The 23,466-nt window shown below is 74.8% G+C and carries 22 protein-coding genes; 11 read left to right on the top strand and 11 right to left on the bottom strand.

What is annotated here, in order from left to right; translation table 11 throughout:
- The first annotated feature begins 169 nt into the window (after window positions 1-169).
- Together ACQKM2_RS15130 and ACQKM2_RS15135 are read left to right on the top strand one after the other, a co-directional pair.
- Complete coding sequence (locus ACQKM2_RS15130; RefSeq protein ID WP_427709817.1) at window positions 170-1,594, top strand: GNAT family N-acetyltransferase; 1,425 nt, start codon at window positions 170-172, stop codon at window positions 1,592-1,594.
- Between the two features lie 97 nt (window positions 1,595-1,691).
- The gene (locus ACQKM2_RS15135) at window positions 1,692-3,401 is read left to right on the top strand and encodes a DUF885 domain-containing protein (protein ID WP_427709819.1); all 1,710 of its coding nucleotides are present in this window, start codon (window positions 1,692-1,694) and stop codon (window positions 3,399-3,401) included.
- 75 nt (window positions 3,402-3,476) lie between these two features.
- Here ACQKM2_RS15135 and ACQKM2_RS15140 read toward each other — a convergent pair whose 3' ends face one another.
- Window positions 3,477-3,992, bottom strand: coding sequence for a rhodanese-like domain-containing protein (locus ACQKM2_RS15140; RefSeq protein WP_427709821.1), 516 nt, complete (start codon window positions 3,990-3,992; stop codon window positions 3,477-3,479).
- Window positions 3,993-4,086: 94 nt separating this feature from the next.
- Here ACQKM2_RS15140 and ACQKM2_RS15145 point away from each other — a divergent pair, with 94 nt between their 5' ends.
- Window positions 4,087-4,533 carry an Lrp/AsnC family transcriptional regulator gene (locus tag ACQKM2_RS15145; RefSeq protein ID WP_427709823.1) on the top strand — a complete coding sequence of 149 codons (447 nt, stop codon included), beginning with the start codon at window positions 4,087-4,089 and terminating at the stop codon, window positions 4,531-4,533.
- On the opposite strand, the gene ACQKM2_RS15150 is transcribed toward ACQKM2_RS15145, so the two are convergent.
- Together ACQKM2_RS15150 and ACQKM2_RS15155 are read right to left on the bottom strand one after the other, a co-directional pair.
- Window positions 4,523-7,534, bottom strand: a complete 3,012-nt coding sequence (locus ACQKM2_RS15150; RefSeq protein WP_427709825.1) for an AAA family ATPase — start codon at window positions 7,532-7,534, stop codon at window positions 4,523-4,525. The two genes, ACQKM2_RS15145 and ACQKM2_RS15150, sit on opposite strands and share 11 nt — an antisense overlap.
- Window positions 7,531-8,697, bottom strand: coding sequence for an exonuclease SbcCD subunit D (locus tag ACQKM2_RS15155; RefSeq protein ID WP_427709827.1), 1,167 nt, complete (start codon window positions 8,695-8,697; stop codon window positions 7,531-7,533). Before ACQKM2_RS15155 ends, ACQKM2_RS15150 begins: the two co-directional genes overlap by 4 nt.
- Window positions 8,698-8,925: 228 nt before the next feature.
- Between ACQKM2_RS15155 and ACQKM2_RS15160 the strand changes: the two genes are divergently transcribed.
- A complete protein-coding gene (locus tag ACQKM2_RS15160; RefSeq protein WP_427709829.1) occupies window positions 8,926-10,215 on the top strand; it encodes a vanadium-dependent haloperoxidase in 1,290 nt (429 codons plus the stop codon).
- Here the strand turns inward: ACQKM2_RS15160 and ACQKM2_RS15165 are convergent.
- On the bottom strand, window positions 10,200-10,829 hold the full coding sequence (locus ACQKM2_RS15165) for a YigZ family protein (RefSeq protein WP_427709831.1): 630 nt from the start codon (window positions 10,827-10,829) through the stop codon (window positions 10,200-10,202). The two genes, ACQKM2_RS15160 and ACQKM2_RS15165, sit on opposite strands and share 16 nt — an antisense overlap.
- 116 nt (window positions 10,830-10,945) lie before the next feature.
- Here ACQKM2_RS15165 and ACQKM2_RS15170 point away from each other — a divergent pair, with 116 nt between their 5' ends.
- Window positions 10,946-11,350: a CoA-binding protein gene (locus tag ACQKM2_RS15170; RefSeq protein WP_427709833.1), complete on the top strand. Its 405-nt coding sequence runs from the start codon at window positions 10,946-10,948 to the stop codon at window positions 11,348-11,350.
- A 4-nt stretch (window positions 11,351-11,354) separates the two neighbouring features.
- Here the strand turns inward: ACQKM2_RS15170 and ACQKM2_RS15175 are convergent, their stop codons facing one another.
- Entirely contained in the window at window positions 11,355-11,948 is a 594-nt protein-coding gene (locus ACQKM2_RS15175; protein ID WP_427709936.1) for a helix-turn-helix domain-containing protein, read from the bottom strand.
- A 109-nt stretch (window positions 11,949-12,057) separates the two neighbouring features.
- Between ACQKM2_RS15175 and ACQKM2_RS15180 the strand changes: the two genes are divergently transcribed.
- Window positions 12,058-12,924, top strand: a complete 867-nt coding sequence (locus ACQKM2_RS15180) for an EamA family transporter (protein ID WP_427709835.1) — start codon at window positions 12,058-12,060, stop codon at window positions 12,922-12,924.
- 17 nt (window positions 12,925-12,941) lie between these two features.
- Here the strand turns inward: ACQKM2_RS15180 and ACQKM2_RS15185 are convergent, their stop codons facing one another.
- A complete protein-coding gene (locus ACQKM2_RS15185) occupies window positions 12,942-13,688 on the bottom strand; it encodes an acyltransferase (protein WP_427709837.1) in 747 nt (248 codons plus the stop codon).
- Window positions 13,689-13,833: 145 nt separating this feature from the next.
- Here ACQKM2_RS15185 and ACQKM2_RS15190 point away from each other — a divergent pair, with 145 nt between their 5' ends.
- Window positions 13,834-14,391 (top strand): gamma carbonic anhydrase family protein, encoded by a 558-nt coding sequence (locus tag ACQKM2_RS15190; RefSeq protein WP_427709838.1) that lies wholly within the window; start codon window positions 13,834-13,836, stop codon window positions 14,389-14,391.
- A 27-nt stretch (window positions 14,392-14,418) separates the two neighbouring features.
- Here ACQKM2_RS15190 and ACQKM2_RS15195 read toward each other — a convergent pair whose 3' ends face one another.
- Window positions 14,419-15,087 (bottom strand): DedA family protein, encoded by a 669-nt coding sequence (locus ACQKM2_RS15195; RefSeq protein WP_427709840.1) that lies wholly within the window; start codon window positions 15,085-15,087, stop codon window positions 14,419-14,421.
- A gap of 255 nt (window positions 15,088-15,342) precedes the next feature.
- Window positions 15,343-15,780: a DUF4442 domain-containing protein gene (locus ACQKM2_RS15200; RefSeq protein ID WP_363055391.1), complete on the bottom strand. Its 438-nt coding sequence runs from the start codon at window positions 15,778-15,780 to the stop codon at window positions 15,343-15,345.
- 111 nt (window positions 15,781-15,891) lie between these two features.
- On the opposite strand from ACQKM2_RS15200, the gene ACQKM2_RS15205 reads away from it, so the two are divergent.
- Both ACQKM2_RS15205 and ACQKM2_RS15210 read left to right on the top strand, forming a co-directional pair.
- Complete coding sequence (locus ACQKM2_RS15205; RefSeq protein ID WP_427709841.1) at window positions 15,892-16,929, top strand: hypothetical protein; 1,038 nt, start codon at window positions 15,892-15,894, stop codon at window positions 16,927-16,929.
- Between the two features lie 104 nt (window positions 16,930-17,033).
- Complete coding sequence (locus ACQKM2_RS15210) at window positions 17,034-18,344, top strand: MFS transporter (protein WP_427709843.1); 1,311 nt, start codon at window positions 17,034-17,036, stop codon at window positions 18,342-18,344.
- On the opposite strand, the gene ACQKM2_RS15215 is transcribed toward ACQKM2_RS15210, so the two are convergent.
- The 3 genes from ACQKM2_RS15215 to tuf form a co-directional block, all read right to left on the bottom strand.
- Window positions 18,331-19,122 (bottom strand): spermidine synthase, encoded by a 792-nt coding sequence (locus ACQKM2_RS15215; protein ID WP_427709938.1) that lies wholly within the window; start codon window positions 19,120-19,122, stop codon window positions 18,331-18,333. The two genes, ACQKM2_RS15210 and ACQKM2_RS15215, sit on opposite strands and share 14 nt — an antisense overlap.
- Window positions 19,123-19,189: 67 nt before the next feature.
- Window positions 19,190-20,032 carry a patatin-like phospholipase family protein gene (locus ACQKM2_RS15220; protein WP_427709845.1) on the bottom strand — a complete coding sequence of 281 codons (843 nt, stop codon included), beginning with the start codon at window positions 20,030-20,032 and terminating at the stop codon, window positions 19,190-19,192.
- Window positions 20,033-20,118: 86 nt separating this feature from the next.
- On the bottom strand, window positions 20,119-21,300 hold the full coding sequence (gene tuf / locus ACQKM2_RS15225; RefSeq protein WP_427709847.1) for an elongation factor Tu: 1,182 nt from the start codon (window positions 21,298-21,300) through the stop codon (window positions 20,119-20,121).
- A 456-nt stretch (window positions 21,301-21,756) separates the two neighbouring features.
- Between tuf and ACQKM2_RS15230 the strand changes: the two genes are divergently transcribed.
- Both ACQKM2_RS15230 and ACQKM2_RS15235 read left to right on the top strand, forming a co-directional pair.
- Window positions 21,757-22,473 carry a TVP38/TMEM64 family protein gene (locus tag ACQKM2_RS15230; protein WP_427709849.1) on the top strand — a complete coding sequence of 239 codons (717 nt, stop codon included), beginning with the start codon at window positions 21,757-21,759 and terminating at the stop codon, window positions 22,471-22,473.
- A gap of 48 nt (window positions 22,474-22,521) precedes the next feature.
- Window positions 22,522-23,400, top strand: a complete 879-nt coding sequence (locus ACQKM2_RS15235; RefSeq protein WP_427709851.1) for an undecaprenyl-diphosphate phosphatase — start codon at window positions 22,522-22,524, stop codon at window positions 23,398-23,400.
- The last annotated feature ends 66 nt before the right edge of the window (window positions 23,401-23,466 follow it).

Consider the following 23,466-nt stretch of genomic DNA (forward strand, 5'->3'; position numbering starts at 1 on the left):
GGTGACCGGCCGGCCATCGACCGGCGACTCTCCGCCGACTCTCCGGCGACCGGCCGGTCACCAGTGGAAATCCGCTGGAAAACCAGGCGAAACCGGCTGGATCGACGCTTAACCAGTCGGTCACAGATCGTTCGTGATCACGCAACACCCCTGAGCCAGAGTGGTGTGCATGACTGACCGTAACCCTGCCTCCGCCGCCCAGCGCCCCCACCGCCACCACTGGCGCCGGGACCTCGTCGAACTCGCCGCCCTCTTCTGCGCCGTCGCGGTCGCCGACGGCATCGCCAACCTCGTCGCGCACGGCCCGGACGGCCCGGTCCTGCTGGTCGCCTCGGCCGTCGCGCTCCTGGTCACGGCGGCCTTCCACACCTGGTGGGCACGCCGGCACAGCCATGCGCCGCCCCCGGCGGCCAAGGCCCCCTCCGATCCCGCCGCCCCCGCTCCGGGGGCCGCGCCCGCCAACCCCGCGCTCTGGCGGATGCGGACGACCGTGCGCGACGAGCCCGGCAGCCTCGCCGCGCTGTGCACCGCGCTCGCCCGCGCTGGCGTCGACATCCTGACCCTGCAGACGCACCCCCTCCCCGAGGGCGGCACGGTCGACGAGTTCCTGCTGCGCGCCCCGCGCGAGCTGGCGGCCGCCGACCTGACCCGCGCCGTCGCCCAGGCCGGCGGACGCAGCACCTGGATCGAGCGCGCCGACGCCCACGACCTGGTGGACGCCCCGACCCGGGTCCTGGGCCTGGCCACCCGCACCGCCCTGGACGCCGCCGAACTCCCGCTCGCGCTGCGCCAGCTGCTCGGCCGCTGCACCATCCAGTCGATCCCCGCCACCACCCTCTCGGGCCGCCCCAACGCGGGCGCCGACGCCCCCGTCGAGGGCGTCCTGGAGGCCACGGTGATGCGGCTGCGCGACCCCTCGGGCGGCGCGATCACCGTGGAGCGGCCCTACCTGCCCTTCACCCCGACCGAGTTCGCCCGCGCCCGCGCCCTCGTCGAGCTCGACGCGCGCCTCGGGCACCGGATGCCGCGGAGCCAGGACGTGCTGACCCTGCCCGAGGGCAACGAGATCACCGTGCGCCGCGCCGACGCCTCCGACCTGCCGGCCGCCCGCGCCATGCACGAGCGGTGCAGCGAGCGCACCCTCGGCCTGCGCTACCACGGCCCGGTCGCCGACGCCGACCGCTACCTGGGCCACCTGCTGAGCCCCCGCTTCGGCCGCACCCTCGCCGCCACCACCGCCTCCGGCAAGCTCGTCGCCCTCGGCCACCTGCTGTGGGACGGCGACGAGACCGAGGTGGCGCTGCTCATCGAGGACGACTGGCAGCGCCGCGGCATCGGTTCGCAGCTGCTGCGCCGCCTCATCGCGATGGCCGTCGAGGCCGGCTGCGACAGCGTGTACGCCGTCACGCAGGCCTCCAACACCGGTATGGTCGCGGCCATGCGCGGCCTCGGCCTGCCCCTCGACTACCAGATCGAGGAGGGCACCCTGGTGATCACCGCCCGCCTCGACGCGACCCCGGTCGTCTCGCGCCTGCCGTACGGACTCCCGCGCGCGCAGGCCCCGTACGGGAACCGGCAGCACCCCGGGCGCTGACCGCAGGTCCTGTGCCTCCGGTCGCCCAGCCGATCCGTCAGGAGGCTGAGCGCTTATGGTGATGACGAGGGGGCCTCCCCCGTACGAAGATGTCCGCATGCCAGAGACCCTCCAGACCGACAGCGCAGCGCGTCTGCCCCGCCAGGTCGCCGATGCCTACGTAGACGACCTCATCGCACTCGACCCGATCCAGGGCACCTACCTCGGTGTGGCCGCCAGCTCCGGCCGGCTGCCCGACTACTCCCCCGCCGGCCGCGCCGCGCTCGGCGACCTGCTGCGCACCACCCTCGCCCGGCTGGACGCCGCCGAGCGGCTGCCCGGTGCCGGCACGGACGCCGAGCGCCGCTGCGCCCGGCTGCTGCGCGAGCGGCTGAACGCCGAACTCGCGGTGCACGCGGCCGACGAAGACCTGCGGGCCGTCAGCAACATCCACTCCCCCGCGCACGCCGTCCGGGAGGTGTTCACGCTCACCCCCGCCGACACGGAGGAGGAGTGGTCCGCGATCGCCGAACGGCTGCGCGCCGTACCGGCCTGCTTCGCCGGCTACCGCGAGAGCCTCGCCCTCGGCCTGGAGCGCGGCCTGCTCGGCAGCCCGCGTCCCGCCGCCACCTTCGTCGAGCAGCTCACCACCTGGGCCGGTCAGGACGGCGACGGCTCCCGCGACTTCTTCGGCGAGTTCGCCTCCGCAGGGCCCGAGTCCCTGCGCGCGGAGCTGGACGGGGCGGCGGCCGCCGCGACGACCGCCGTCGTCGAACTGCGCGACTGGATCCGCGACGTGTACGCGCCGGCCGTCGCCGACGCGCCCGACCCGGTGGGCCGCGAGCGCTACGCCCGCTGGTCGCGCTACTTCAACGGCACGGACCTGGACCTGGACGAGGCGTACGCCTACGGCTGGGCCGAGTACCACCGGCTGCTCACGGAGATGAAGGCCGAGGCGGCCAAGGTCCTGCCGGGCGAGCCGAACCCGTGGGACGCCCTGCGCCACCTGGACGAGCACGGCACCCACATCGAGGGCGTCGAGGAGGTCCGCGCCTGGCTGCAGGGGCTGATGGACGAGGCGATCGAGAACCTCGACGGCACCCACTTCGAACTCGCCGAGCGGGTCAAGCGGGTCGAGTCGATGATCGCCCCGCCCGGCGGCGCCGCGGCCCCGTACTACACCAACCCCTCCGAGGACTTCTCCCGGCCGGGCCGCACCTGGCTGCCGACGATGGGCCAGACCCGCTTCCCGGTGTACGACCTGGTCTCCACCTGGTACCACGAGGGCGTTCCGGGCCACCACCTGCAGCTCGCGCAGTGGACGCACGTCGCCGACCAGCTCTCCCGGTACCAGGCGACCGTGGGCCTCGTCAGCGCCAACGCCGAGGGCTGGGCGCTGTACGCGGAGCGCCTGATGGACGAGCTCGGCTACCTCAAGGACGCCGAGCAGCGGCTGGGCTACCTGGACTGCCAGATGATGCGCGCCGCGCGCGTGATCGTGGACATCGGCATGCACCTGGGTCTGGAGATCCCGGCGGACTCGCCGTTCCACCCGGGCGAGCGCTGGACCGTCGACCTGGCGCAGGAGTTCTTCGGGCTGCACAGCGGCCGGCCGGCCGACTTCGTGGAGAGCGAGCTGACCCGCTACCTGTCGATGCCCGGTCAGGCCATCGGGTACAAGCTGGGCGAGCGCGCCTGGCTGCTGGGGCGGGAAAACGCCCGTGCCGCGCACGGTGAGTCCTTCGACCTGAAGAAGTGGCACATGGCGGCGCTGTCGCAGGGTTCGCTGGGTCTGGACGACCTGCTGGACGAGCTGTCGCGGCTCTGAGCACATGACGGAGGGCCGCCCGCTCCCCCTGGTGGGGGGTGGGCGGCCCTCCGTCGTCGCGCGGGCGGTGCGGGTTCAGCAGCCGCAGTCGTCCGAGTCGGTGGGGGCGGTCAGCGGGTCGGCCTCGGCGCGCTGCCGGCTGCCCTCCCAGGTCTCGACCTCGAAGCCCTCACGGATCCAGTACTCGATGCCGCCGAGCATCTCCTTGACCTGGAAGCCCAGTTCGGCCAGGGCGAGGGCGGAGCGGGTGCCGCCGTTGCAGCCGGGGCCCCAGCAGTAGGTGACGACGGGGACGTCCTTGTCGAGGAGCTTCTCGGCCTGCTCGGGGATCAGCGCGGTGGGCAGGTGGATCGCGCCGGGCACGTGGGCCTGGTCCCAGGAGGGGGTGGAGCGGGAGTCGATCAGCTGGAACCCGAGGTCGGCACCCTGCTCGCGGTGGGCCTTGAACGCGGCGGCGACGTCCGACACGTCGGCGTGGAAGGCCAGGCTCGCGGCGAAGTAGGCGGCCGCGGCGGCCGGGCTCGCCGGGGGGACCCGGAGCACGGGGTTGACGGTGGCGGGGGTGCTGTTCTGGTTCTGCGTCGTCGTCATGGCTCAAAATCTACGATCCGATGATCAAGCCGAGAAGTCGATTTCCCCGGCCTTTCCCTTGATCCCCCGGGGATTCCCCTGCTAGACCTCCGGCATGACCGGTTATTCCCCCGACGCCACCGACTGGCGGATCCTCGCGGCGCTCCAGCAGGACGGCCGCGCCAGCTTCACCGAACTCGCCCGCACGGTCTCGATGTCCGCGAGCGCCGTCACCGAGCGGGTCCGCCGCCTGGAGGAGGCCGGCATCATCACCGGCTACACGGCGGTGGTCGACCACGAGAAGCTGGGCAAGGCGATCCTGGCCCTGGTGCGGCTGCGCTATCCGCACGGCAACTACAAGCCGTTCCACGACTTCCTGGAGGCCACCTCCGAGATCCTGGAGGCCCACCACGTGACCGGTGACGACTGCTTCGTCCTCAAGGTGGCCGCCCGCTCGATGTCCCACCTGGAGGAGGTCACGGGCCGGATCGCCGGGCTGGGCCCGGTGACCACCAGCGTCGTGTACTCGTCCCCGCTCGCCCGGCGGCCGCTCAGTCCGTGACGCCCGCCGTGCGGTGGCGCACCACGGAGCCGCCGCGCTGCTTGACGATCTCCAGCTGCGCCTGGACCCGGGTGCGCAGGTCGCCGACGTGGCTGACGATGCCGACGCTGCGGTCCCGCTCGCGCAGCGAGTCCAGTACGTCGAGCACCTCGTCCAGCGCCTGGTCGTCGAGGCTGCCGAAGCCCTCGTCGATGAAGAGCGTGTCCAGGCGCATGCCGCCGGCCTCGTCGGTGACCACGTCGGCCAGGCCGAGGGCGAGGGCGAGGGAGGCGAAGAAGGTCTCGCCGCCCGAGAGGGTGGCGGTGTCCCGCTCGCTGCCGGTCCACGCGTCCAGCACGTGCAGCCCGAGGCCGGAGCGCCCGCGTGCGCCGGACCGGGCGTCGGAGTGGACCAGGGTGTAACGGCCGCCGGACATGCGCAGCAGCCGTACGGTCGCGGCGGCGGCCACCTGCTCCAGCCGTGCGGCCAGTACGTACGCCTCCAGGCGCATCTTGCGCTCGTTGTCCGCGGAGGTGCCCGCGGTGAGCCCCGCCAGCCGGGCCACCCGCTCGTACGCCTCGCGCAGCGGGCCCAGGGCGCGCAGCTCCTGCTCCGCCTGGCGCGAGAGCCGGTCCAGCTCGGCACACCGCACCCGGGCGGCGTCCACCGCCGAGGCGGCGGAGCGCAGCAGTGCGGCGGCCCGCTCCTCGGCGGCCGCGGCGGCGGCCGGCTCGGCGGGGGCCAGGGCGGCCGCGGCGGCGGTGTCCTGCTCGGCGTGCCGGTCGGCCAGCATCGCGTCCTCGGCCTGCCAGGCGTCGAGGCGGTGCTGGAGGGCGGTGCGCTCGTACTCGGGGAGCACGGCGTCGGCGGCCTGCTCGGTGGTGTCGAACCCGGCCTTGAAGGCGGCGTCGGCGAGCTGGCCGTCGGCCTCCTTCAGCCGGGCGGCGGTGGTCTCGGCCCGGCGCAGCGCGGCGGCGGCCGTGGTGACCATCCGGATCCGGTCCTCCAGGGTGCGGGCGCGGGCGGCGACGCTGGGCGAGTCCGCGCGGACCAGGACCAGTTCGGCTTCGAGGGAGGCCTGCTCCTCGTCGAGGGCCTCGCGCCGGGAGGCCCGGGCGGCGGCCCGGCGCTCGGCTTCGAGCCGGTCGGAGCTGCGCGCCTGGTGCTCCCGCTCGGCGCGGGCGAGCCGCTCGCGGGCGGTGTGGAGCGCGGCGGCGTCCGCGTGGGCGGCGGCGTGGCGGGCGCTCAGGTCGGCGGTGAGGTCGAGGAGTTCGGCAGTGGTGGCGTCCCCGGCGGCGGAGGCCGCCTCGGCCTCCGCCTCCCGGACGGCGGCGAGCCGCCGCTCGACGGCGGCCCTGCGCTCCTCGGCCTGCTCGAAGCGGGCGTGGGCGGCGTCCTCGGCGGCGCGGTCGACGTGCCCGGGGGCGGGGCGGGCCGGTGCGGGGTGCTCGGCGGACCCGCACACCGTGCAGGGCTCCCCGGCGGTCAGCGCGCCGGCCAGCTCGGCGGCGATGCCGCGCAGCCGGGCCTCCTTCAGCTCCAGCCAGCTCTCCCGCGCGGCGGACGACTCCTCGCGCGCCCGCAGCAGCTCGCCCGCGGCGGCTCCGGCGTCGGCGGCGAGGGAGTCGCGGCGCCGGGCGGCGGTCAGCTGCATCCGGGCCGGCTCCAGCCGCCCCGCCAGCTGCTCGGCGAGGGTGAGGGCCTGCTGCGCGGAGTCGACCTTCTCCCGGAGGGCGGTCCGGGTGGCCTCCCAGCGGGCGAGCCACTCGGCGGACTCCTGGTAGCGCTCGTCGGCGTCCCGGGACTCCCGTTCCAGCGTGGCCCGCTCCCGGCCGATCTCGGCGCTGCGCTGTTCCGCCCGCTGGGCGGCGCCGGCCGCGCCGAGGTCCTCGCGCAGGCGCTGCTCGACGGCGGAGAGCTGTTCGGTGCCGGCTCCGGCGAGGGCGGGGGGCAGCTCCGCGCGGGCCAGGGTCTCGGCGTGCGCGGCGGTGAGGTGGGCGGCGGCCGCGGCCCCGCGCAGTTCCAGGGCGGGGGCCACGAGGGCGCCCCGGCGGGCCCGGTCCAGCAGGGCCCGTACCCGCTCGCGTTCCGGCGCGGCCTGCGCCAGCAGCTCCGCCCGGCGGGCGGTCTCGGCGTGGCGGTGCTGGAGCCGGGCGAGTTCCCGCGCCTCCTCGGCGTCGCGCCGGGCCGCGGCGTGGCGTCCCTCGACGGCGGCGAGCGCGTACTCGGCGACGGTGAGCCGCTCCCGGGCGGAGCATCGGGCGACGGCGGCCCAGGCGCGGACGGCCCCGGCGAGGCCGGGGTCGCCGGGCTGGTGGCCGGGCAGCGGCCAGGCCCGCAGGTCGGCGCTGTGTCCGGCGGCCTGGGCGAGCCGCTGGGCGGCGGCCAGGACCTTCTCGTCGCCGGCCCGGACCTTGGCCTCGGCGGCGCGGCGCCGCTCGGCGAGGAGGGTCTCGACGGCGGCGAAGCGGCGGGTGTCGAAGAGCCGGCCGAGGAGCCGGCCGCGGGCTTCGGCGCCGGCCCGCAGGAACTGGGCGAACTCCCCCTGGGGGAGCAGGACGACCTGGCAGAACTGCTCCCGGCTCATCCCGAGGAGCTGCTCGACCTCCTCGCCGATCTCCTGGTGGGAGCGGCTGAGCGCGGTCCAGCCCTCGCCGGTGTGCTCGCGGAGCCAGGACTGGGCCTTGTCCTTGGTGGTGCCGGTGCCGCGCTTCTTGGGGCGGTCCTGTTCGGGGCGCCGGGTGATCTCCAGGCGGCGGCCGCCCGCGGTGAGTTCGAGGGTGACCTCGGTGGGGGTGTCGGGGGCGGCGTGGTCGCTGCGCAGGCTGGTGCCGGGGGCCTGGCGGGAGCCGGGGACGGATCCGTAGAGGGCGTAGCAGACGGCGTCGAGGACGGAGGTCTTGCCGGCTCCGGTGGGGCCGTGCAGCAGGAAGATCCCGGCGCCGGAGAGGGCGTCGAAGTCGATGGTCTGGGGTTCGGCGAAGGGTCCGAAGGCGGTGATGTGGAGCCGGTGGAGCCTCATCGGCCGGCCTCCGCGCGGCCGTCCTCGGCCCGTACGGCCTCGAAGGCTCCGCGCAGCACGGCCCGCTCGGCCTCGTCGGCGCTGCCGCCGCCGCGGACGTGGGCGACGAAGTCCTCGGCGATCTCCTGGTCGCTGCGGCCCTTGAGGCGCTGGGCGTAGGAGGCCGTGCCGTCCTCCTCGCGGCCCTCGGGGTCGAAGGCGAGGCTGAGGGTGTGCGGGAAGCGGGCGGCGAGGCGGGCCATGGGGTCCTCGGGGCGGGCGGGGTCGGTGAGGGTGGCCTCGATCCAGGAGTCCTCGTACGCGGTGTGCGCGGGGTCGTCGAGGAGGTCCTCCAGCCGTCCGCGCAGCCGGGCGAGGGGGCGGGGCACGGGGGTGTCGAGCCGTTCGGCGGTGATCTCCCCGGCCGGGCCGAGGTCGATCAGCCACATGGTCTTGCGGTGGGCCGTCTCGGAGAAGGAGTAGGCGAGCGGGGAACCGGAGTAGCGGACCCGTTCGTTGATCGTCTGGCAGCCGTGGAGGTGGCCGAGGGCGGCGTAGTCGACGCCGTCGAAGACGGAGGCGGGTACGGCCTCGACCCCGCCGACGGCGATGTCGCGTTCGCTGTCGCTGGCCTGCCCGCCGGTGACGAAGGCGTGGGCCAGGACCACGGAGCGGGTGCCGGGGGCGCGGCCGGCCAGGTCGGCCCGGATCCGGTCCATCGCCGCGCCGAGCACGGCCTCGTGGCTGACCTTCTCGGCGGCGAAGGTGTCCTTGACCAGTGCCGGTTCCAGGTAGGGCAGCCCGTAGAAGGCCACGTCACCGTGTACGTCGGCCAGCACCACGGGGTCGGCGCAGCCGGCGGGGTCGGTCCTGAGGTGGATCCCGGCCCGGCCGATCAGCCCGGCGCCGACCCCGAGGCGGCGGGCCGAGTCGTGGTTCCCGGAGATCATCACGGTCGGGACGCCGAGGTCGGCGAGCCGGTGCAGGGCCCGGTCGTAGAGCTCCACGGCGGGCAGCGGGGGAACGGCCCGGTCGTAGACGTCGCCGGCGACGAGGACGGCGTCGGCCTCGTGCTCCCGGACGGCTTCGACGAGGTGGTCGACGAAGGCGGCCTGGGCTCCGAGCATGTTCACGCGGTGGAAGGACCGGCCGAGGTGCCAGTCGGAGGTGTGCAGGAACTTCACTCGACCGCTCCGACCCGCACGCTTGCTCTCCTCTGGCTCCGCACCGACCATCCAGGCTAACCCGTGCGCGGGCGCGCCCCCGCCCGACCGGGAAATCCGCCCGCTCCCGGACGCGGAGCGGGCCCGGTGTTGCGGGAGCGTGGCGGCGGTGCGAAACCTCCGTGGCCGAACTCCGGTGGCGGCTGCGGGCACTTGTAGGCCCCGCGGCCCGCTGGTTGGCTTCGCGGCATGCCGCTCTCCGGACCTCCGCGCCTCCGTCCCGCGCTGCTCGCCGCCGGCGCCGCCGCGCTGCTCGCGCTCACCGCCGCCGTGCCCTCCGCCGCGGCGCCCCCGGCCCCCGGCCCGGCCGCCGGGTCGGTGGTGCTCGACTGGTACGACGCCACCGCGCGGACGGTCGCCGCCGCGGCCGCCCCGACCCAGATCACCAACAGCCGCACCTGGGCGATCGGCTGGATCGCCGCCGCCCGCGCCGCCCGCGAGGCCCCCGGCGGCTCCGGCCGGGGCCGCTTCCAGGACGCGGCCGTCGCCTCCGCCGTGCACGACTCGCTGGTCGCGCTCGCCCCGTCCCGCAGGGCCGACCTCGACGCGGCCCTCGCCGCCACCCTCGGCGCGATCCCGGACGGGCCCGCCGAGGACCGGGGCGTGGCCGCCGGGGCCCGGCAGGCCGCCGCGGTGCTCGCGGAGCGTGCCGGGGACGGCCTCGACCCGGCCTCGTCCAACGCCCCGTTCGGCGTGCCGGCGGCCGCTCCCGGGGTGTGGCAGCCCACCCCGGACGGCTACGCGCCGGCCGCGCAGTACGGCAACCGGCTCGGCCGGCCCTTCCTGCTGGAGCGGGCCGACCAGTTCCGGCCGGGGCCGCCGCCCGCGCTGGACTCCCGCGGCTACCGGGCCGACCTGGCGGAGGTGCGGGCGTACGGTTCGGCCGACAGCACGGTGCGCACGCCGCGCCAGACCGAGACGGCCTCCTTCTGGTACGGGGGTTCGCTGACCCTGTTCACGGAGCCGCTGCGGGTGGCCGTGGCCCGTTCGCACGGCTCGGTCGCCGACCGGGCGTCGCTGGTCGCGCTCTTCCACGCGGCTTCGGTCGACACGCAGATCGCGACCTCCGACGGCAAGTACACGTACCTGCGCTGGCGGCCGGTGACCGCGATCCGGACCGGGGCGATCGACCCCGACCCGGCCTGGCGGCCCCTGCACCAGACGCCGGCCCACCCGGACTACCCCAGCGGCCACGCCACGTACGCCGGCGCGGCGCAGACCGTGCTGGACGCGCTGGTGGGGCCGGTGACGGCGCCCTTCGAGATCACCAGCCCGACCGCGCCGGGGGTGCGCCGCACGTACACCGCGTGGAGCGGGCTCACCCGGGACAACGTGGACGCCCGGGTCTGGTCCGGGATCCACACCCGGACCGCCGACGAGGCGGGGGTGCGCCTCGGCGAGGCGGTCGCCCGCCACGCCCTGCGCAATGCCGACCGGCTGCTCGGCGGAGGCGGGCGCGGGGTTCAGCCGTCGCCGTAGGCCTCGCCGCCGAGCTCGAAGCCCGCGCTGCCGGCGGTGACGTCGGCGAGCCAGGCCCTGAAGGCGTCGACGTCCGCCTCGGGGAGGCCGATCTCGATGGAGACGGCCTCCCCGTAGCGCACGTCCAGCACGGCGCGGCCGGTGGCGCGCAGGTCGTTCTGGGTCTTGCCGGCGCGCTGGTGGTCGACGGTGACGGTGGCCAGCCGGTAGCGGTGGCGGGTGATGGTCCCGAGGGCGTCGAGCGCCTCGCCGACGACGCCGCCGTAGGCCCGGATGAGCCCGCCGGCCCCGAGCTTCACACCGCCGTAGTAGCGGGTGACGACGGCGACCGCGTACCGGACGTCGCGCCGGGTCAGCATCTGCAGCATGGGCACGCCGGCGGTGCCGCCGGGCTCGCCGTCGTCACTGGCCTTCTGGACGGAGGCGTCGGCGCCGATCACGTAGGCGTAGCAGTTGTGCGTGGCGGTGGGGTGCTCCTTGCGGACGCGGGCGATGAACTCCTGCGCCTCCTGCTCGGTCGCGGCGGGCGCGATCGAACACAGGAACCGGGAGCGGTTGATCTCCGCCTCGTGCGTCCCTTCGCGGGCCACGGTCACGTAATGGTCTGCCTTCACCGCTCCACCCTACGGGGATTCGGAACGGGGAATCGGACGGGTGTCCGTGCCGTTGATCCTGCCGAACGGTCCGGCGGGGCGAGCCCGACGGACGGCCACGGCAGGAGGCGGCGCACGTGTACGGCGACCAGGCGACCATCCGCAGGATCCTCACCGAGCTCGGTGACACCTGGGCCGTGGTGGGCCTGTCCAACAACGAGGAGCGGGCCGCCTACGGGGTGGCGAGGGTGCTCCAGCGGTACGGCAAGCGCGTGGTGCCGGTGCACCCGAAGGCGGAGACGGTGCACGGCGAACCGGGGTACCCGTCGCTGGAGGCGATCCCGTTCAAGGTCGACGTGGTGGACGTCTTCGTGAACAGCGCGCTGGCCGGCCAGGTCGCCGACGACGCGGTGGCCGCCGGGGCGGAGGCCGTCTGGTTCCAGCTGAACGTGGTCGACGAGGACGCCTTCGCCCGGACGCGTGCGGCGGGGGTGGAGATGGTGATGGACCGCTGTCCCGCCATCGAGATCCCCGCCCTGTAGCCGGTCAGGACGGGCGGCCGCCGGCGCCCTGGACCGGTGGGATCGAGACGGCCATGGTCATCACCATCGGGACGGGGCCCTCGTTGCGGTAGGCGTGCGGGAGGTTCGCCTCGAAGGAGACGGCGCCGCCGGCCGGGACCACGTAGCGGTCGTCGGCGAGGTCGAGGGTCAGTTCGCCTTCCGTCACGTGCAGCATCTCGAAGGTTCCGGCCGGGTGCGGGTCGGAGGCCGTGCCGTCCCCGGCCTCCAGGCGGTAGGTCCACATCTCCACGGGCCCGCGTCGGTCGTCGCCGAGGAGCATGTGCGCCTCGCTGCCCTCGCCGCTCGACCACATGCGCACCCCCTGTCCCGGCATCACCACGCGGGCCTGCGGCCCCCGGTCGTGGTCGAGGAGGGTGGTGATGCTGACCCCGAGGGCGTCGGCCAGTTTGACCGTGGTGCCCACGCTGGGGTTCGTACGGGCCTGCTCGATCTGGATGATCATGCCGCGACTGACCCCCGCGCGGGCGGCCAGCGCGTCCAGCGTGAAGCCGCGTTCGCCCCGCCACCGCTTGAGGTTGCGGGCGAGCGCCTGGGTGAGCTGTTCGAGGTCCGACACCATTCCGTCCAATATTTTGGATGACACAGTCCAACAGACTGAACTAACCTGCGGTGTATTCGATGCTGCACTCCACCGTTCACCGCACTGTACTGCGAGGCCCCCTGTCATGACCGCCCTCTTCGCCCTGGCCACAGCCGTCCTGTGGGGCCTCGCAGACTTCGGCGGCGGCCTGCTGACCCGGCGGATACCCGCGCTCACGGTACTGGTGGTCTCGCAGGTCGCCGCGGTCGTCGTGCTCGGCGCGATCGTGCTCGGCACCGGCGCCTGGAGCGAGGCGGGGCCGCAGCTGTGGTTCGCGGTGGCCGCGGGCCTCGTCGGCCCCGCCGCGATGCTCGCCTTCTACAAGGCCCTGGCCCTCGGGCCGATGGGAGTGGTCTCCCCGCTCGGCTCCCTCGGCGTGGTCGTGCCGGTCGGGGTGGGACTGGCCGTGGGCGAGCGGCCGGGCCCGGGCCAGTTCGCGGGCATCGCCGTGGCCGTCGCCGGGATCATCCTGGCCGGCGGCCCCGAGCTGCGCGGCGCCCCCGTGCAGCGGCGGGCGGTGGTGCTGACCCTCGTCGCGGCCTTCGGCTTCGGCGCGGTCATGGCCCTGATCGCCGAGGCCTCCACCAGCCTGACCGGGCTGTTCCTCGCCCTGTTCGTCCAGCGGGTCACCAACGTCACCGTCGGCGGCGTCGCCCTGCTCGCCCAGACCCGGCGCGGCGTCCCGGCACTGCCCGAGGGCACCGGGCCGCGGGTGCTGTGGAGCATGCTGCCCGCCCTGGCCTTCGTGGGCCTCGCCGACGTCGCCGCCAACGGCACCTACTCCATCGCCGCCCAGAACGGCCCCGTCACCGTGGCCGCCGTACTGTCCTCGCTCTACCCGGTGGTGACCGCGTTCGCCGCGTTCGCCGTGCTCAAGGAGCGGCTGCGCAGCGTGCAGGCGGCGGGCGCGGGCCTGGCCCTGGCGGGTACGGTCCTGCTGGCCGCCGGCTGAGGCCCGCGCAGGACGGCTCAGGCCTGCTCGGCCTCCGCCAGCAGGGCCAGCCCGCGCAGCTGCTCGGGGGTCATCCCGTCGGGGATCGGCACCGGCGCGGGCGTGCGCAGCGGCGGCTGCCAGCCGGTCTCCGGCTCCCAGCGCCGCACTATCCTGGCCGGCGCGCCCGCCACCACGGCGTGGTCGGGCACCTCGCCCCGTACGACGGCCCCCGCGGCCACGACGACGTTGCGGCCCAGCTTCGCACCGGGCAGTATCACCGCCCCCGTGCCCAGCCAGCAGCCCGGGCCGATCTCCACCGGGGCGCTGCGGGGCCACTGCCGTCCGACGGGCTCGTGCGGGTCGTCGTAGCTGTGGTTGGTGGAGGTGATGTACACCCCCGGCCCGCAGAAGGTGTCGTTGCCGATGGTGATCCGGGCGTCGGCGATGACGTGGCTGCCCCGGCCGAGGACCACCCCGTCGCCCAGCACCAGGACCGGGTCGGCGCCGAGGTCGAGGTCCGGCATCATTCCGGCGGTCAGGGTGACCTGTTCGGCGATGATGCAGTGGCCGCCGAGCCGGATCCAGCGCTCGCCGAAGACGGTGCCCTGGGGGAAGGCGAGCCGGGTGCCCTCGCCGATCGCGCCGAAGCGCAGCCGGCCCGGGTGCTCGGCGGTGACCGCGCCGGCCCGCTGCATCCAGCGCCAGCCGGCGTGCACCGCGCGGCTGGCGATCCGGCCGCGCAGGGCCGCCAGGGATGAGAACGTGTTCTGGTTCTTCGGCACCCGGCCACGGTAGTGCGCCCCGCGCCGGAGGTCGGGACCCGGATCCTGTGATCTTCACCCCATCGCGGGGCGGCGGCGTCCCGTGCCCTACGGTGCACTTGGCGCGGCATCCGGAACCAGCCGGAATCACACGAGGGAAGTGACCATGACCGATCAGCCGAACCAGGCGCACCCGGGGGCTCTCATCGCGGGCGTCGGGGACCGGAAGCCGTCGGTGGACCCGACGGCCTTCACCGCCCCGACCTCCGTCGTCGTCGGCGACGTCACGCTCGGCGCCGGCGCGAGCATCTGGTACTCGGCGGTGCTGCGCGGCGACTGCGGCCCGATCACGCTGGGGGCGGACAGCAACGTCCAGGACAACTGCACGGTCCACGTGGACCCCGGCTTCCCGGTGTCCATCGGCGAGCGCGTCTCCATCGGGCACAACGCGGTGGTGCACGGCTGCACGGTGGAGGACGACTGCCTGATCGGGATGGGCGCGACCGTGCTGAACGGCGCCGTCATCGGCGCGGGTTCGCTGGTGGCCGCGCAGGCCCTGGTGCCGCAGGGCATGGTGGTCCCGCCCGGCTCCCTGGTCGCGGGCGTGCCGGCCAAGGTGCGGCGCGAGCTCACCGACGAGGAGCGCGAGGGGATCAGGGTGAACGCCGCGATGTACACGGAGCTGGCGGAGCAGCACCGCGCCTCGGTGGCCCCCGGCGCCTGACCGTCCGGCCGGCCGGGGGCCTCGGCGTCAGTCCGGGGCGCCCGCCGGGGCGGCGGCCGGCTGCGGCGACGGCTCGGCCGCGCGGGCCTCTGCGGCCGCCTTCTTCATCCGGCTGCGCAGGACCAGGGTCACGGTGAGCCCGATCAGCAGGGCCACGAGCAGGGCCAGCCAGGAGAACCGCTTCAGCCAGGGCTCGGCGACGATGCCGACGGAGTAGATGACGGCGGTGGTGCCGCCGGCCCAGAGGATGCCGCCGAGGACGTTGGCGACGAGGAAGCGCCAGTAGGGCATCCGCAGTACGCCGGCCAGCGGGCCGGCGAAGATGCGCAGGAGGGCGACGAAGCGCCCGAAGAAGACGGCCCACATGCCCCAGCGGTCGAAGGAGCGCTCGGCCATGGCCACCTGGTCGGGCCCGAAGTGCTTGGGGAACCGCCTGCCGAGTTTCTCCAGCAGCGGCTTGCCGCCGCGGCGGCCGATGGCGTACCCGATGGAGTCGCCGATGATGGCGCCCGCGATCGCGCACAGGCCGAGGACCACGGGGTCGATCTGCCCGTGCTGCGAGGCGAGCAGGGCCGAGCTGACCAGGATGATCTCGCCCGGGAGCGGGATGCCCAGGCTCTCCAGCCCGATGACCAGTCCCACCAGGAGATAGACACTGATCGCCGGGATCTCCTCCAGCCATTCCTGGATGTGCACCGGTACGTCCTCCCTCGTCGCCTCCGGCGCGCCCCCGAGACACGCCGAACGGGCAGCCTATCCGCTCCCCGCGACGCCCTCCGTCCACAGCGGGCGTTCTCGGGACGAACGACCGGCGAACGCCGCGGGTTCCGGCGACGCGCCCGTACCGGCCCCGGACAGCACGGCGGGAGCGGCCCGCGCCGGACCGCTCCCGCCCCCACTGTGCCGTTCCGGGGTCCCGCTCGCGGCGTGACGCGCCGCGCGGGGTGTGTCCTACGCGTTCGGGCGCAGCGTCCAGACGACGACCATTTCGCCGGTGACGGCCTCGTCCTCGCGCTGGATGGCGATGGTGACGGGGAACTCGGGGCGGCCGCCCGCGTCGAGCTCGGCGACGACGTCCGCGGCCGGGCGGCCGAGGGTGGCGGTGGCGGTGACGACGCCCTTGGCGAGCTTCTTGTAGCCGATCTCGGCCTTGACGGCGAGCGGCACGGCGCGCGAGAGCTGGTCGCCGAAGGCGGCCAGGACGATGGCGCCGCTCGCGGACTCGGCGAGGGTGAACATGGCGCCGGCGTGCGGGCCGCCGACGTGGTTGTGGAAGTCGGGCTGGTCCGGCAGGCGGACGACGGCGCGCTCCGGGGTGGTCTCCAGGAACTCCAGGTTCAGGGTGCGGGCCATCGGGACCGTCTGGGCGAGCAGTTCGCCCACGTTCATCTGTTCTGCGCTCATGGCACGCGATGTTACCCACGAGTAGAAGGGCTTGGCCAGAGCCTGACAGGGGGCGGACGTGGCTCCTGTCAGCCGCTCCCACTATGGTTACCGGCCATGTGGCCAGGACAGCAGCAGCAGCCCGGGGGCGAACAGAACCCCCAGGACCCGCGTCAGAACCCGTACCAGCAGCAGCCGGGACAGCCGAACCCGTACCAGCAGCAGCCGCAGCCGGGATTCGGTGAGCAGCAGCCCGGTTACGGATACCCGCAGGCGGGCTACCAGACCCCGCCGCCCGTCCAGCCGTGGGGCAACGCCCCCCAGCAGCAGCCCCCGCCGCCGCCGTCCGGCGGGAGCCCCTTCTCCACCCGGACCGTGGCCATCGTCGCGGCCTCCGCGGTCGTGGTGACCGCGGCCGCCACCGCCGCCTTCGTGCTGACCCGCGACGACAAGGGCGGCAACGAGGCCGACAGCAAGCCGGCCGCCGCCTCCTCCGCGCCCGTCACCCCGGTCGCGCCCGCCGCCCCGAGCGGCGCCAACCCGCGCGCGGGCGGCGACGTGAAGCCCGTGATCCCGGGCTGGAAGGTGGTCATCAACCCGAAGCACGGCACCGCCTTCGACGTCCCGCCGGAGTGGAACGCGCTGGGCTCCGGCTACATCGCCGGCTTCGAAGACGACACCAAGAAGGACGGCTCCCTGCTCGTCGCGTTCTCCGCACCCGCCTACTTCAAGGAGGAGTGGTGCAAGGTTGACTCCAACAAGGACGGGCGCGACGAGACCACCTCCCTGGCCGGCACCGGCACCAGGGGCGGCCAGGGCGCCAAGGACACCGCCGAGGCCGCCCGCAACGAGGCCGGCAGCTGGGTCTACGCGGCCTACTCGCAGAAGCTGCCCAAGGAGAACGTCAAGATCTCCGAGACCAAGGAGTACACCACCCTCTCCGGCCTCAAGGGGCACGTCGCCACGGCGACCGTGAGCGGCGTCCCCAAGGAGAACAAGTGCTCCTCGGACGGCAAGAGCATCGCCTTCAGCTTCAAGAACTCCCAGGGTGACTTCGCCAGCTGGGTCCTCTACGGCGCCGCCGGCGTCCCCGGAGAGGTCGACCAGGCCACCTACGAGAAGATCCTCAGCTCGGTCCGCCTCAGCGGCGGCTGACCCCGGCCCCGCCGGGCCGAAGACCCCGCACGATCCCCGGGCCGATCATCCGTTTTCCGTTATTTCGTTTGGATTCTCGGCCCGGGGCAGGGGATAGTCCCGGGGTGAGCCCCCACACCGTCCCCCGGACCCCCCGCCGCCGGCCCGCCTGGGCCGGACGCAACTACAGCCTCCTGACGGGCGCCGCGGTCGTCACCAACCTGGGCAGTCACGGGGCGCTCATCGCGGCCTCCTTCGCCGTGCTCGAAGCGGGCGGCAGCGGCGCCGACGTCGGCCTCGTCGCCGCCGCCCGTACGCTGCCCCTCGTCCTCTTCCTGCTCATCGGCGGGGCGCTGGCCGACCGGCTGCCGCGGCACCGCGTGATGGTCGCGGCCAACGCCCTCAACTGCGTCTCGCAGGCGGCCTTCGCCGTTCTCGTCCTCGCCGGCGACCCGAAGCTGTGGCAGATGATGCTGCTGACCGCGCTCTGCGGCACCGGCACCGCCTTCTTCAACCCCGCCGCCGAGGGCATGCTCCTGTCCAGCGTCTCCGGCGAGCACGCCAACCGGGCCTTCGCCCTCTTCCGCATGGCCATGAACGGCGCCGGCATCGGCGGCGCGGCCCTCGGCGGCGCGCTGATCGCCGTGGTCGGCCCCGGCTGGGTACTGGCCGTGGACGCGGCGGCCTTCGCCGTCGCGGGCGCCCTGCGCGCCTTCCTCGACGTCGGCCCCACCACCCGGCGGGCTCCGGGCGGGGGCCTGCTCGCCGACCTGCGCGAGGGCTGGGTGGAGTTCCGGACCCGGCCCTGGCTGTGGAGCATCGTGCTCCAGTTCTCCGTGGTCGTCGCCGTCGTGGGGGCGGCGGAGGCGGTGTACGGGCCCCTCGTCGCCCGCGACCGGCTGGGCGGGCCGGCGCCGTGGGGCGTGGCCCTGGCCTTCTTCGGTGCGGGCACCATCGCCGGAGCGGTCCTGATGATGGTGTGGAAGCCGCGCCGGCTGCTGCTGGTCGGCACCCTGTGCGTGTTCCCGCTGGCGCTGCCGTCGGCGGGCCTGGCGGTGCCGCTGCCGGTCTGGGGGCTGTGCGCGGTGATGTTCTTCAGCGGCGCCGCCATCGAGGTGTTCGGCGTGAACTGGATGACCACGATGCACCAGGAGATACCCGAGGAGAAGTTCTCCCGGGTCTCCGCCTACGACTGGTTCGGCTCGGTGTCCATGCTGCCGCTCGCCACCGCCCTGGCCGGCCCGGCCGAGACCGCCTTCGGCCGCACCCAGGCCCTGTGGGGCTGCGCGGGGCTGGTGGTCGCCGCCACCGCCCTGGTCCTGCTGGTCCCGGAGGTGCGCCGGATCACCCGCAGGCCCCCGCCCGTGAAGGGTTCCGCCCCGGCCCCGGCGGAGGCCGCCGGGGCCGTCGGGGCCGTGGGGGTCACCCCAGGCTGAAGGCGCCCTCCGGCGGGGCCGGAGAGGAGACCGCGTCCGCGTCGGCGACCGGACGCGCCCCGCGCATGAACCGGGCGAGCCCCTCCCCCGACTCCACCCGGGCGGGGAAGGCGTCGGCGGCGCACCGCCGGGCCAGCGCGGCCAGCGGCAGCGGGGCGTCCGAGGCGAGCAGCACCGCGTTCCCGAAGCGGCGCCCACGCAGCACCCCGGGCTCGGCGATCAGGGCCAGCTCCGCGAAGGCGGCCGCGAAGTTGGCCAGCTGGGCCTTGAGGAAGCCGAACGGCGCCCCGTCGGCCAGGTTCGCCGCGTACAGCCCGCCGGGCCTCAGCACCCGCGCCGCCTGCCGCGCGTACTCCACCGAGGTCAGCTGGGCCGGCACCCGCGAGCCCCCGAACACGTCGGCGACCAGCACGTCCGCGCCCGCCTCTGGGGCCGCCTCCAGCCAGGCCCGCGCGTCGGCGGCGTGCACCGTCACCCGGGCCCCGGCGGCCAGCGGCAGGTGCTCCTCGACCAGCTCCACCAGGGCGCCGTCGAACTCGACCACGTCCTGCCGGGACCCCGGGCGGACGGCCGCGGCGTAGCGCGGGAGGGTGAGCGCGCCCCCGCCCAGGTGCAGCAGGTCCAGGGCCGCCCCCGGCTCCGCCGCGCAGTCCAGGACGTGCGCGAGGCGGCGTACGTACTCGAACTCCAGGTGCTCGGGCTCGTCGAGGTCGACGTACGACTGGGGCGCCCCGTCCACGGTGAGCAGCCAGGCCCGCTCCCGGTCCACGTCCGGCATCAGCTTGGCGGTGCCCTGGCCCACTTCCCGGATCACCGGGATCTGTTCGTCGCTCACCCCACCATTGTCAGGCCGCCCAGACGGCCGCCGCGTCGGCCGCGTGCCCGGCGGCCTGCGCGAGGCCGGCGCGGGCGGCGGGGTCGCGCCGCGCGGGGTCCAGGACGTTGCGCCCGAAGGCCTTGCGGGCCGCCGGGGACGGGGTGATCAGCAGCACCCGGGCGCCGGCCGCCCGCAGCCGGGCCGCCTGGGAGGCGGGCGAGGGGACCAGGGCGGTTCCGAGCGCGATCGGGGCGAGGATCACCACGCGCGCGTATCCGGCCGCGAGGTCGGCGTTGGTCGCCGAGCGGACCCCGCCGTCGATGAAGCGGCGCCCGCCGACCGTCACCGGCGGCCAGACGCCCGGTACGGCGCAGCTCGCGGCGACGGCGTCGACGAGCCCGGCCCCGCTCTCCCGGTCGAAGTCGGCGGGGGCCCCGCTGAGCGCGTCGACGGCGGTGACGACGAGCCGGCGCTCGGGCCACTCGTGCGACACCAGCCGGGCCGCCAGCACCTCGCGCCGCGCCGCCTCCGCGCCGGTCTCCGCGGCCAGGGCGAAGGCGCCGACGCGGCGGCGGTACGCGGCGGCGTCCCGGGAGCGCACCATCGCGAGGGCGTGGCGGGCGAAGACCCCCGCGCCGAGGCGGGCCGGGTGCTCCCCGGACGCGTCGCCGAGCTGGCGCTCGTACAGTTCGCGGGCCGTGAGGCCCGCGGTGAGCTGCGCGCCGACCACGGAGCCGGCCGAGGTGCCGACGACCAGGTCTGCGGTGGTCAGGTCGACTCCCGCCCGGGCGAGCCCGTACAGGATCCCGGACTCCCAGCCGACGCCCGTCAGGCCTCCGCCGCCGAGCACCAGTGCCGTTCCGTCGCCCATGTCGGCCCCTCTTCCCTCGCGTCCGCGCCCGCCGGCGGCGGTGACGGCAGTCTGGCAAAGCCGGACCGCCGCCACCACTGCCGGGGCTACCCGAGGACCTCGGTCACCGTCCCCGCGCCGACCGTGCGGCCGCCCTCGCGGATGGCGAAGCCGAGCCCGGCCTCCAGGGGCAGGTCCCGGCCCAGCTCGACGGTCATCTCGACCGTCTCCCCCGGCCGGGCGACGCCCGCCGGGCCCAGGTCCACGTCTCCGACCACGTCGGCGGTGCGGACGTAGAACTGCGGCCGGTAGCCGGTCGAGACGGGCGTCGTCCGCCCGCCCTCGCGGGCGGAGAGGACGTACACCCGCGCGGTGAAGCGCCGGCTCGGCGCCACGCTGCCGGGCGCCACGACGACGTGCCCGCGGCGCACCCCGTCGCGGTGCACACCGCGCAGCAGCAGCGCGACGTTGTCGCCCGCCTCGGCGGACTCCATCGGCTTGCCGAAGGTCTCCAGGCCGGTGACCACGGTCTCGACGGGCTCCCCGTCGCCGCCGAGGACGCTGATCCGGTCGCCGAGCCGTACGGTGCCGCGCTCGACGGCGCCGGTGACGACGGTGCCCCGGCCCGTGATGGTCAGGACGTTCTCGACCGGCAGCAGGAACGGCGCGTCGGTGTACCGCACCGGCATGGGCACGTACGTGTCCACGGCGTCGAGCAGCGCCTCGATCGCCCCGGTCCATTGCGGGTCGCCCTCCAGCGCGCGGAGCCCGGAGACCCGTACGACCGGCGCGGAGTCCCCGCCGTAGCCGTGCTCGGAGAGCAGGTCGCGGACCTCCAGCTCGACCAGGTCGGTCAGCTCGGGGTCGCCGGCGTCGGCCTTGTTGAGGGCCACCACGATGTGGTCCACGCCGACCTGGCGGGCGAGCAGGACGTGCTCGGCGGTCTGGGGCATGACCCCGTCGAGGGCGGAGACGACGAGGATCGCCCCGTCGAGCTGGGCCGCGCCGGTGACCATGTTCTTGACGTAGTCGGCGTGGCCGGGCATGTCGACGTGGGCGTAGTGCCGGGTGTCGGTCTCGTACTCGACGTGCGTGAGGTTGATGGTGATGCCGCGGCGGGCCTCCTCGGGGGCCCGGTCGATGCGGTCGAACGGGACGAAGGAGGCGCCGCCGCGCTCGGCGAGGACCTTGGTGATGGCGGCGGTGAGGGTGGTCTTGCCGTGGTCGACGTGGCCCATGGTGCCGATGTTGAGGTGCGGCTTGGTGCGGGTGAAGGCCGTCTTGGCCATGATCTCTTCCCGTGGCTCGAAGCTGGATCGGGACCCCTGGATTCGGCCGACCCTCCCCCTGCGGGGTCCGCCGGACTATCCGGGAAGGGTCAGCTTCGTGCGCCGTCGAACGCGGCGAGTGCCGCTGCGGCGAAGGCCGAGGAGGGGACGGCAGCCTTCGGCGCGTCCGCGACTGCGGACGGCTCTGCGGGGAAGGCGTACCGGGACATGCCGCAGATCCTGCCGGAGGGCGGGGCCGGCGTCGAACGATTTACCGCGGCGGCCGCACCCGGAGCAGGCCGGGACGCCGTCCGGGGCGGGCCCGCGCGCCGGCCGGAGCGGGCCGCGGCGATGCCGGGGGGGGTGCCCGGACGGTGGCCGCACGGGGCGTGGCCGGGGCCCGGTCGAGGTCTGGATGCCGTCCGGATGAGGCCTGGATTACGGCGGGGCGCCATATGTGTCGGTTAGTCTCCCCGGATGTCCCTCCTCCTCGCGCCGATGGCGCGGCTGGCGCTGCTCGTCGTACTGCTGGTCGCGGCCGGGGCCTGCGTCCTGCTCTACGAGCCCCAGCGGCTGCTGTCGCAGGGCTGGCCGCCGGGGCTGCCGGTGGGCACGGGAGTGCTGCTGTTCGCGGGTGCGTACGGCGTGTGCACGGCCGCGTTCGTGCCCCGGCCGCTGCTCAACCTCGCCGCGGGGGCGGTCTTCGGATCCCAGTTCGGTCTGGTGGCGGCCGTCGGCGGCACCGTGGTCGGGGCGGGGCTCGCCTTCGGGCTGGGCCGGGTCATGGGGCAGGAAGCGTTGCGTCCGTATCTGCGCGGGCGCTGGCTGGAGGCGGCCGACGGCCAGCTCAGCCGGCACGGCTTCCGCTCGGTGCTGGCGGTGCGGATCTTCCCCGGGGTGCCCTTCGCCGCGGCCAACTACCTCGCCGCCGTGTCCCGCTGCGGCTGGCTCCCCTTCCTCCTCGCGACGGCGCTCGGTACGGTGCCCAACACCGCCGCCTACGTGATCGCCGGAGCCAGCGCCTCCTCCCCCGGATCGCCCGCGTTCCTGGTCTCGTTCGGCTTCATCACGGTCTCCGGGGCGGTCGCGGCGGCGGTCGCCTGGCGCAAGCGGCACCGCCTCGCACCCGCCGTCGAAGCCGAGCCCGCCGCCGGGCACCCCCCAGTGGTCACGGCCGCTCCCCACGGGCCCTAGCATCGGACCCGAACTGCCCGACGATCACAAGGACGAGCGCACACCGACATGAGCTGGTTCGAATCCCTAATCCTCGGTCTCGTCCAAGGGCTAACGGAGTTCCTCCCGATCTCCTCCAGCGCCCACCTGCGGCTGACCGCGGCTTTCGCGGGCTGGCACGATCCGGGTGCGGCCTTCACGGCCATCACCCAGATCGGCACCGAGGCCGCCGTGCTGATCTACTTCCGCAAGGACATCGGCCGGATCATCTCCACCTGGTTCCGTTCCCTGTTCACCAAGTCGCTGCGCTCCGAGCAGGACGCCAAGATGGGCTGGCTGGTCATCGTCGGCTCGATCCCGATCGGCGTCCTCGGCGTCCTGTTCAAGGACCAGATCACCGGCCCCGCCCGTGACCTGCGGCTGACCGCGACCACCCTGATCGTGATGGGCCTCGTCCTCGGCTTCGCCGACTGGCTGGCCTCGCGCGACGAGGAGGGCGGCCGGCACCGCGTGGTCAAGCAGCGCAAGACGCTGCGGGAACTGGGCGTCAAGGACGGCCTGATCTTCGGCCTGTGCCAGGCGATGGCCCTGATCCCGGGCGTCTCCCGGTCGGGTGCGACCATCTCCGGCGGCCTGCTGCTCGGCTTCACCCGCGAGGCGGCGGCCCGGTATTCCTTCCTCCTGGCCATCCCGGCCGTGCTGGCCTCCGGCGCGTTCGAGATCAAGGACGTGGCCGAGAACCCCGGCCACATCTCCTGGGGACCGACGATCTTCGCCACGGTGCTCGCCTTCTTCGTCGGCTACGCGGTCATCGCGTGGTTCATGAAGTTCATCTCCACCAAGAGCTTCATGCCCTTCGTGGTCTACCGGATCCTGCTCGGCATCGCGCTGTTCGTGCTCATCGGCACGGACGTGCTCAGCCCCCACGCGGGCGAGTCGGGCTCCTAGCCCGGCCGGCCGGACCATGGCCGGAACTCGACGCGGGGGCCGCCCGGGAACGTTCCCGGGCGGCCC

The organism is Streptomyces sp. NPDC004126 (assembly GCF_050275515.1).
Lineage (GTDB): Bacteria > Actinomycetota > Actinomycetes > Streptomycetales > Streptomycetaceae > Streptomyces.

Bases quoted from the DNA above. Each gene is read 5' to 3' on its own strand.
- ACQKM2_RS15130 (WP_427709817.1), top strand. From the start codon at position 170: ATGACTGACCGTAACCCTGCCTCCGCCGCCCAGCGCCCCCACCGCCAC.
- ACQKM2_RS15135 (WP_427709819.1), top strand. From the start codon at position 1,692: ATGCCAGAGACCCTCCAGACCGACAGCGCAGCGCGTCTGCCCCGCCAG.
- ACQKM2_RS15140 (WP_427709821.1), bottom strand. From the start codon at position 3,992: ATGACGACGACGCAGAACCAGAACAGCACCCCCGCCACCGTCAACCCC.
- ACQKM2_RS15145 (WP_427709823.1), top strand. From the start codon at position 4,087: ATGACCGGTTATTCCCCCGACGCCACCGACTGGCGGATCCTCGCGGCG.
- ACQKM2_RS15150 (WP_427709825.1), bottom strand. From the start codon at position 7,534: ATGAGGCTCCACCGGCTCCACATCACCGCCTTCGGACCCTTCGCCGAA.
- ACQKM2_RS15160 (WP_427709829.1), top strand. From the start codon at position 8,926: ATGCCGCTCTCCGGACCTCCGCGCCTCCGTCCCGCGCTGCTCGCCGCC.
- ACQKM2_RS15180 (WP_427709835.1), top strand. From the start codon at position 12,058: ATGACCGCCCTCTTCGCCCTGGCCACAGCCGTCCTGTGGGGCCTCGCA.
- ACQKM2_RS15190 (WP_427709838.1), top strand. From the start codon at position 13,834: ATGACCGATCAGCCGAACCAGGCGCACCCGGGGGCTCTCATCGCGGGC.
- ACQKM2_RS15200 (WP_363055391.1), bottom strand. From the start codon at position 15,780: ATGAACGTGGGCGAACTGCTCGCCCAGACGGTCCCGATGGCCCGCACC.
- ACQKM2_RS15205 (WP_427709841.1), top strand. From the start codon at position 15,892: ATGTGGCCAGGACAGCAGCAGCAGCCCGGGGGCGAACAGAACCCCCAG.
- ACQKM2_RS15215 (WP_427709938.1), bottom strand. From the start codon at position 19,122: ATGCCGGACGTGGACCGGGAGCGGGCCTGGCTGCTCACCGTGGACGGG.
- ACQKM2_RS15220 (WP_427709845.1), bottom strand. From the start codon at position 20,032: ATGGGCGACGGAACGGCACTGGTGCTCGGCGGCGGAGGCCTGACGGGC.
- tuf (WP_427709847.1), bottom strand. From the start codon at position 21,300: ATGGCCAAGACGGCCTTCACCCGCACCAAGCCGCACCTCAACATCGGC.
- ACQKM2_RS15230 (WP_427709849.1), top strand. From the start codon at position 21,757: ATGTCCCTCCTCCTCGCGCCGATGGCGCGGCTGGCGCTGCTCGTCGTA.
- ACQKM2_RS15235 (WP_427709851.1), top strand. From the start codon at position 22,522: ATGAGCTGGTTCGAATCCCTAATCCTCGGTCTCGTCCAAGGGCTAACG.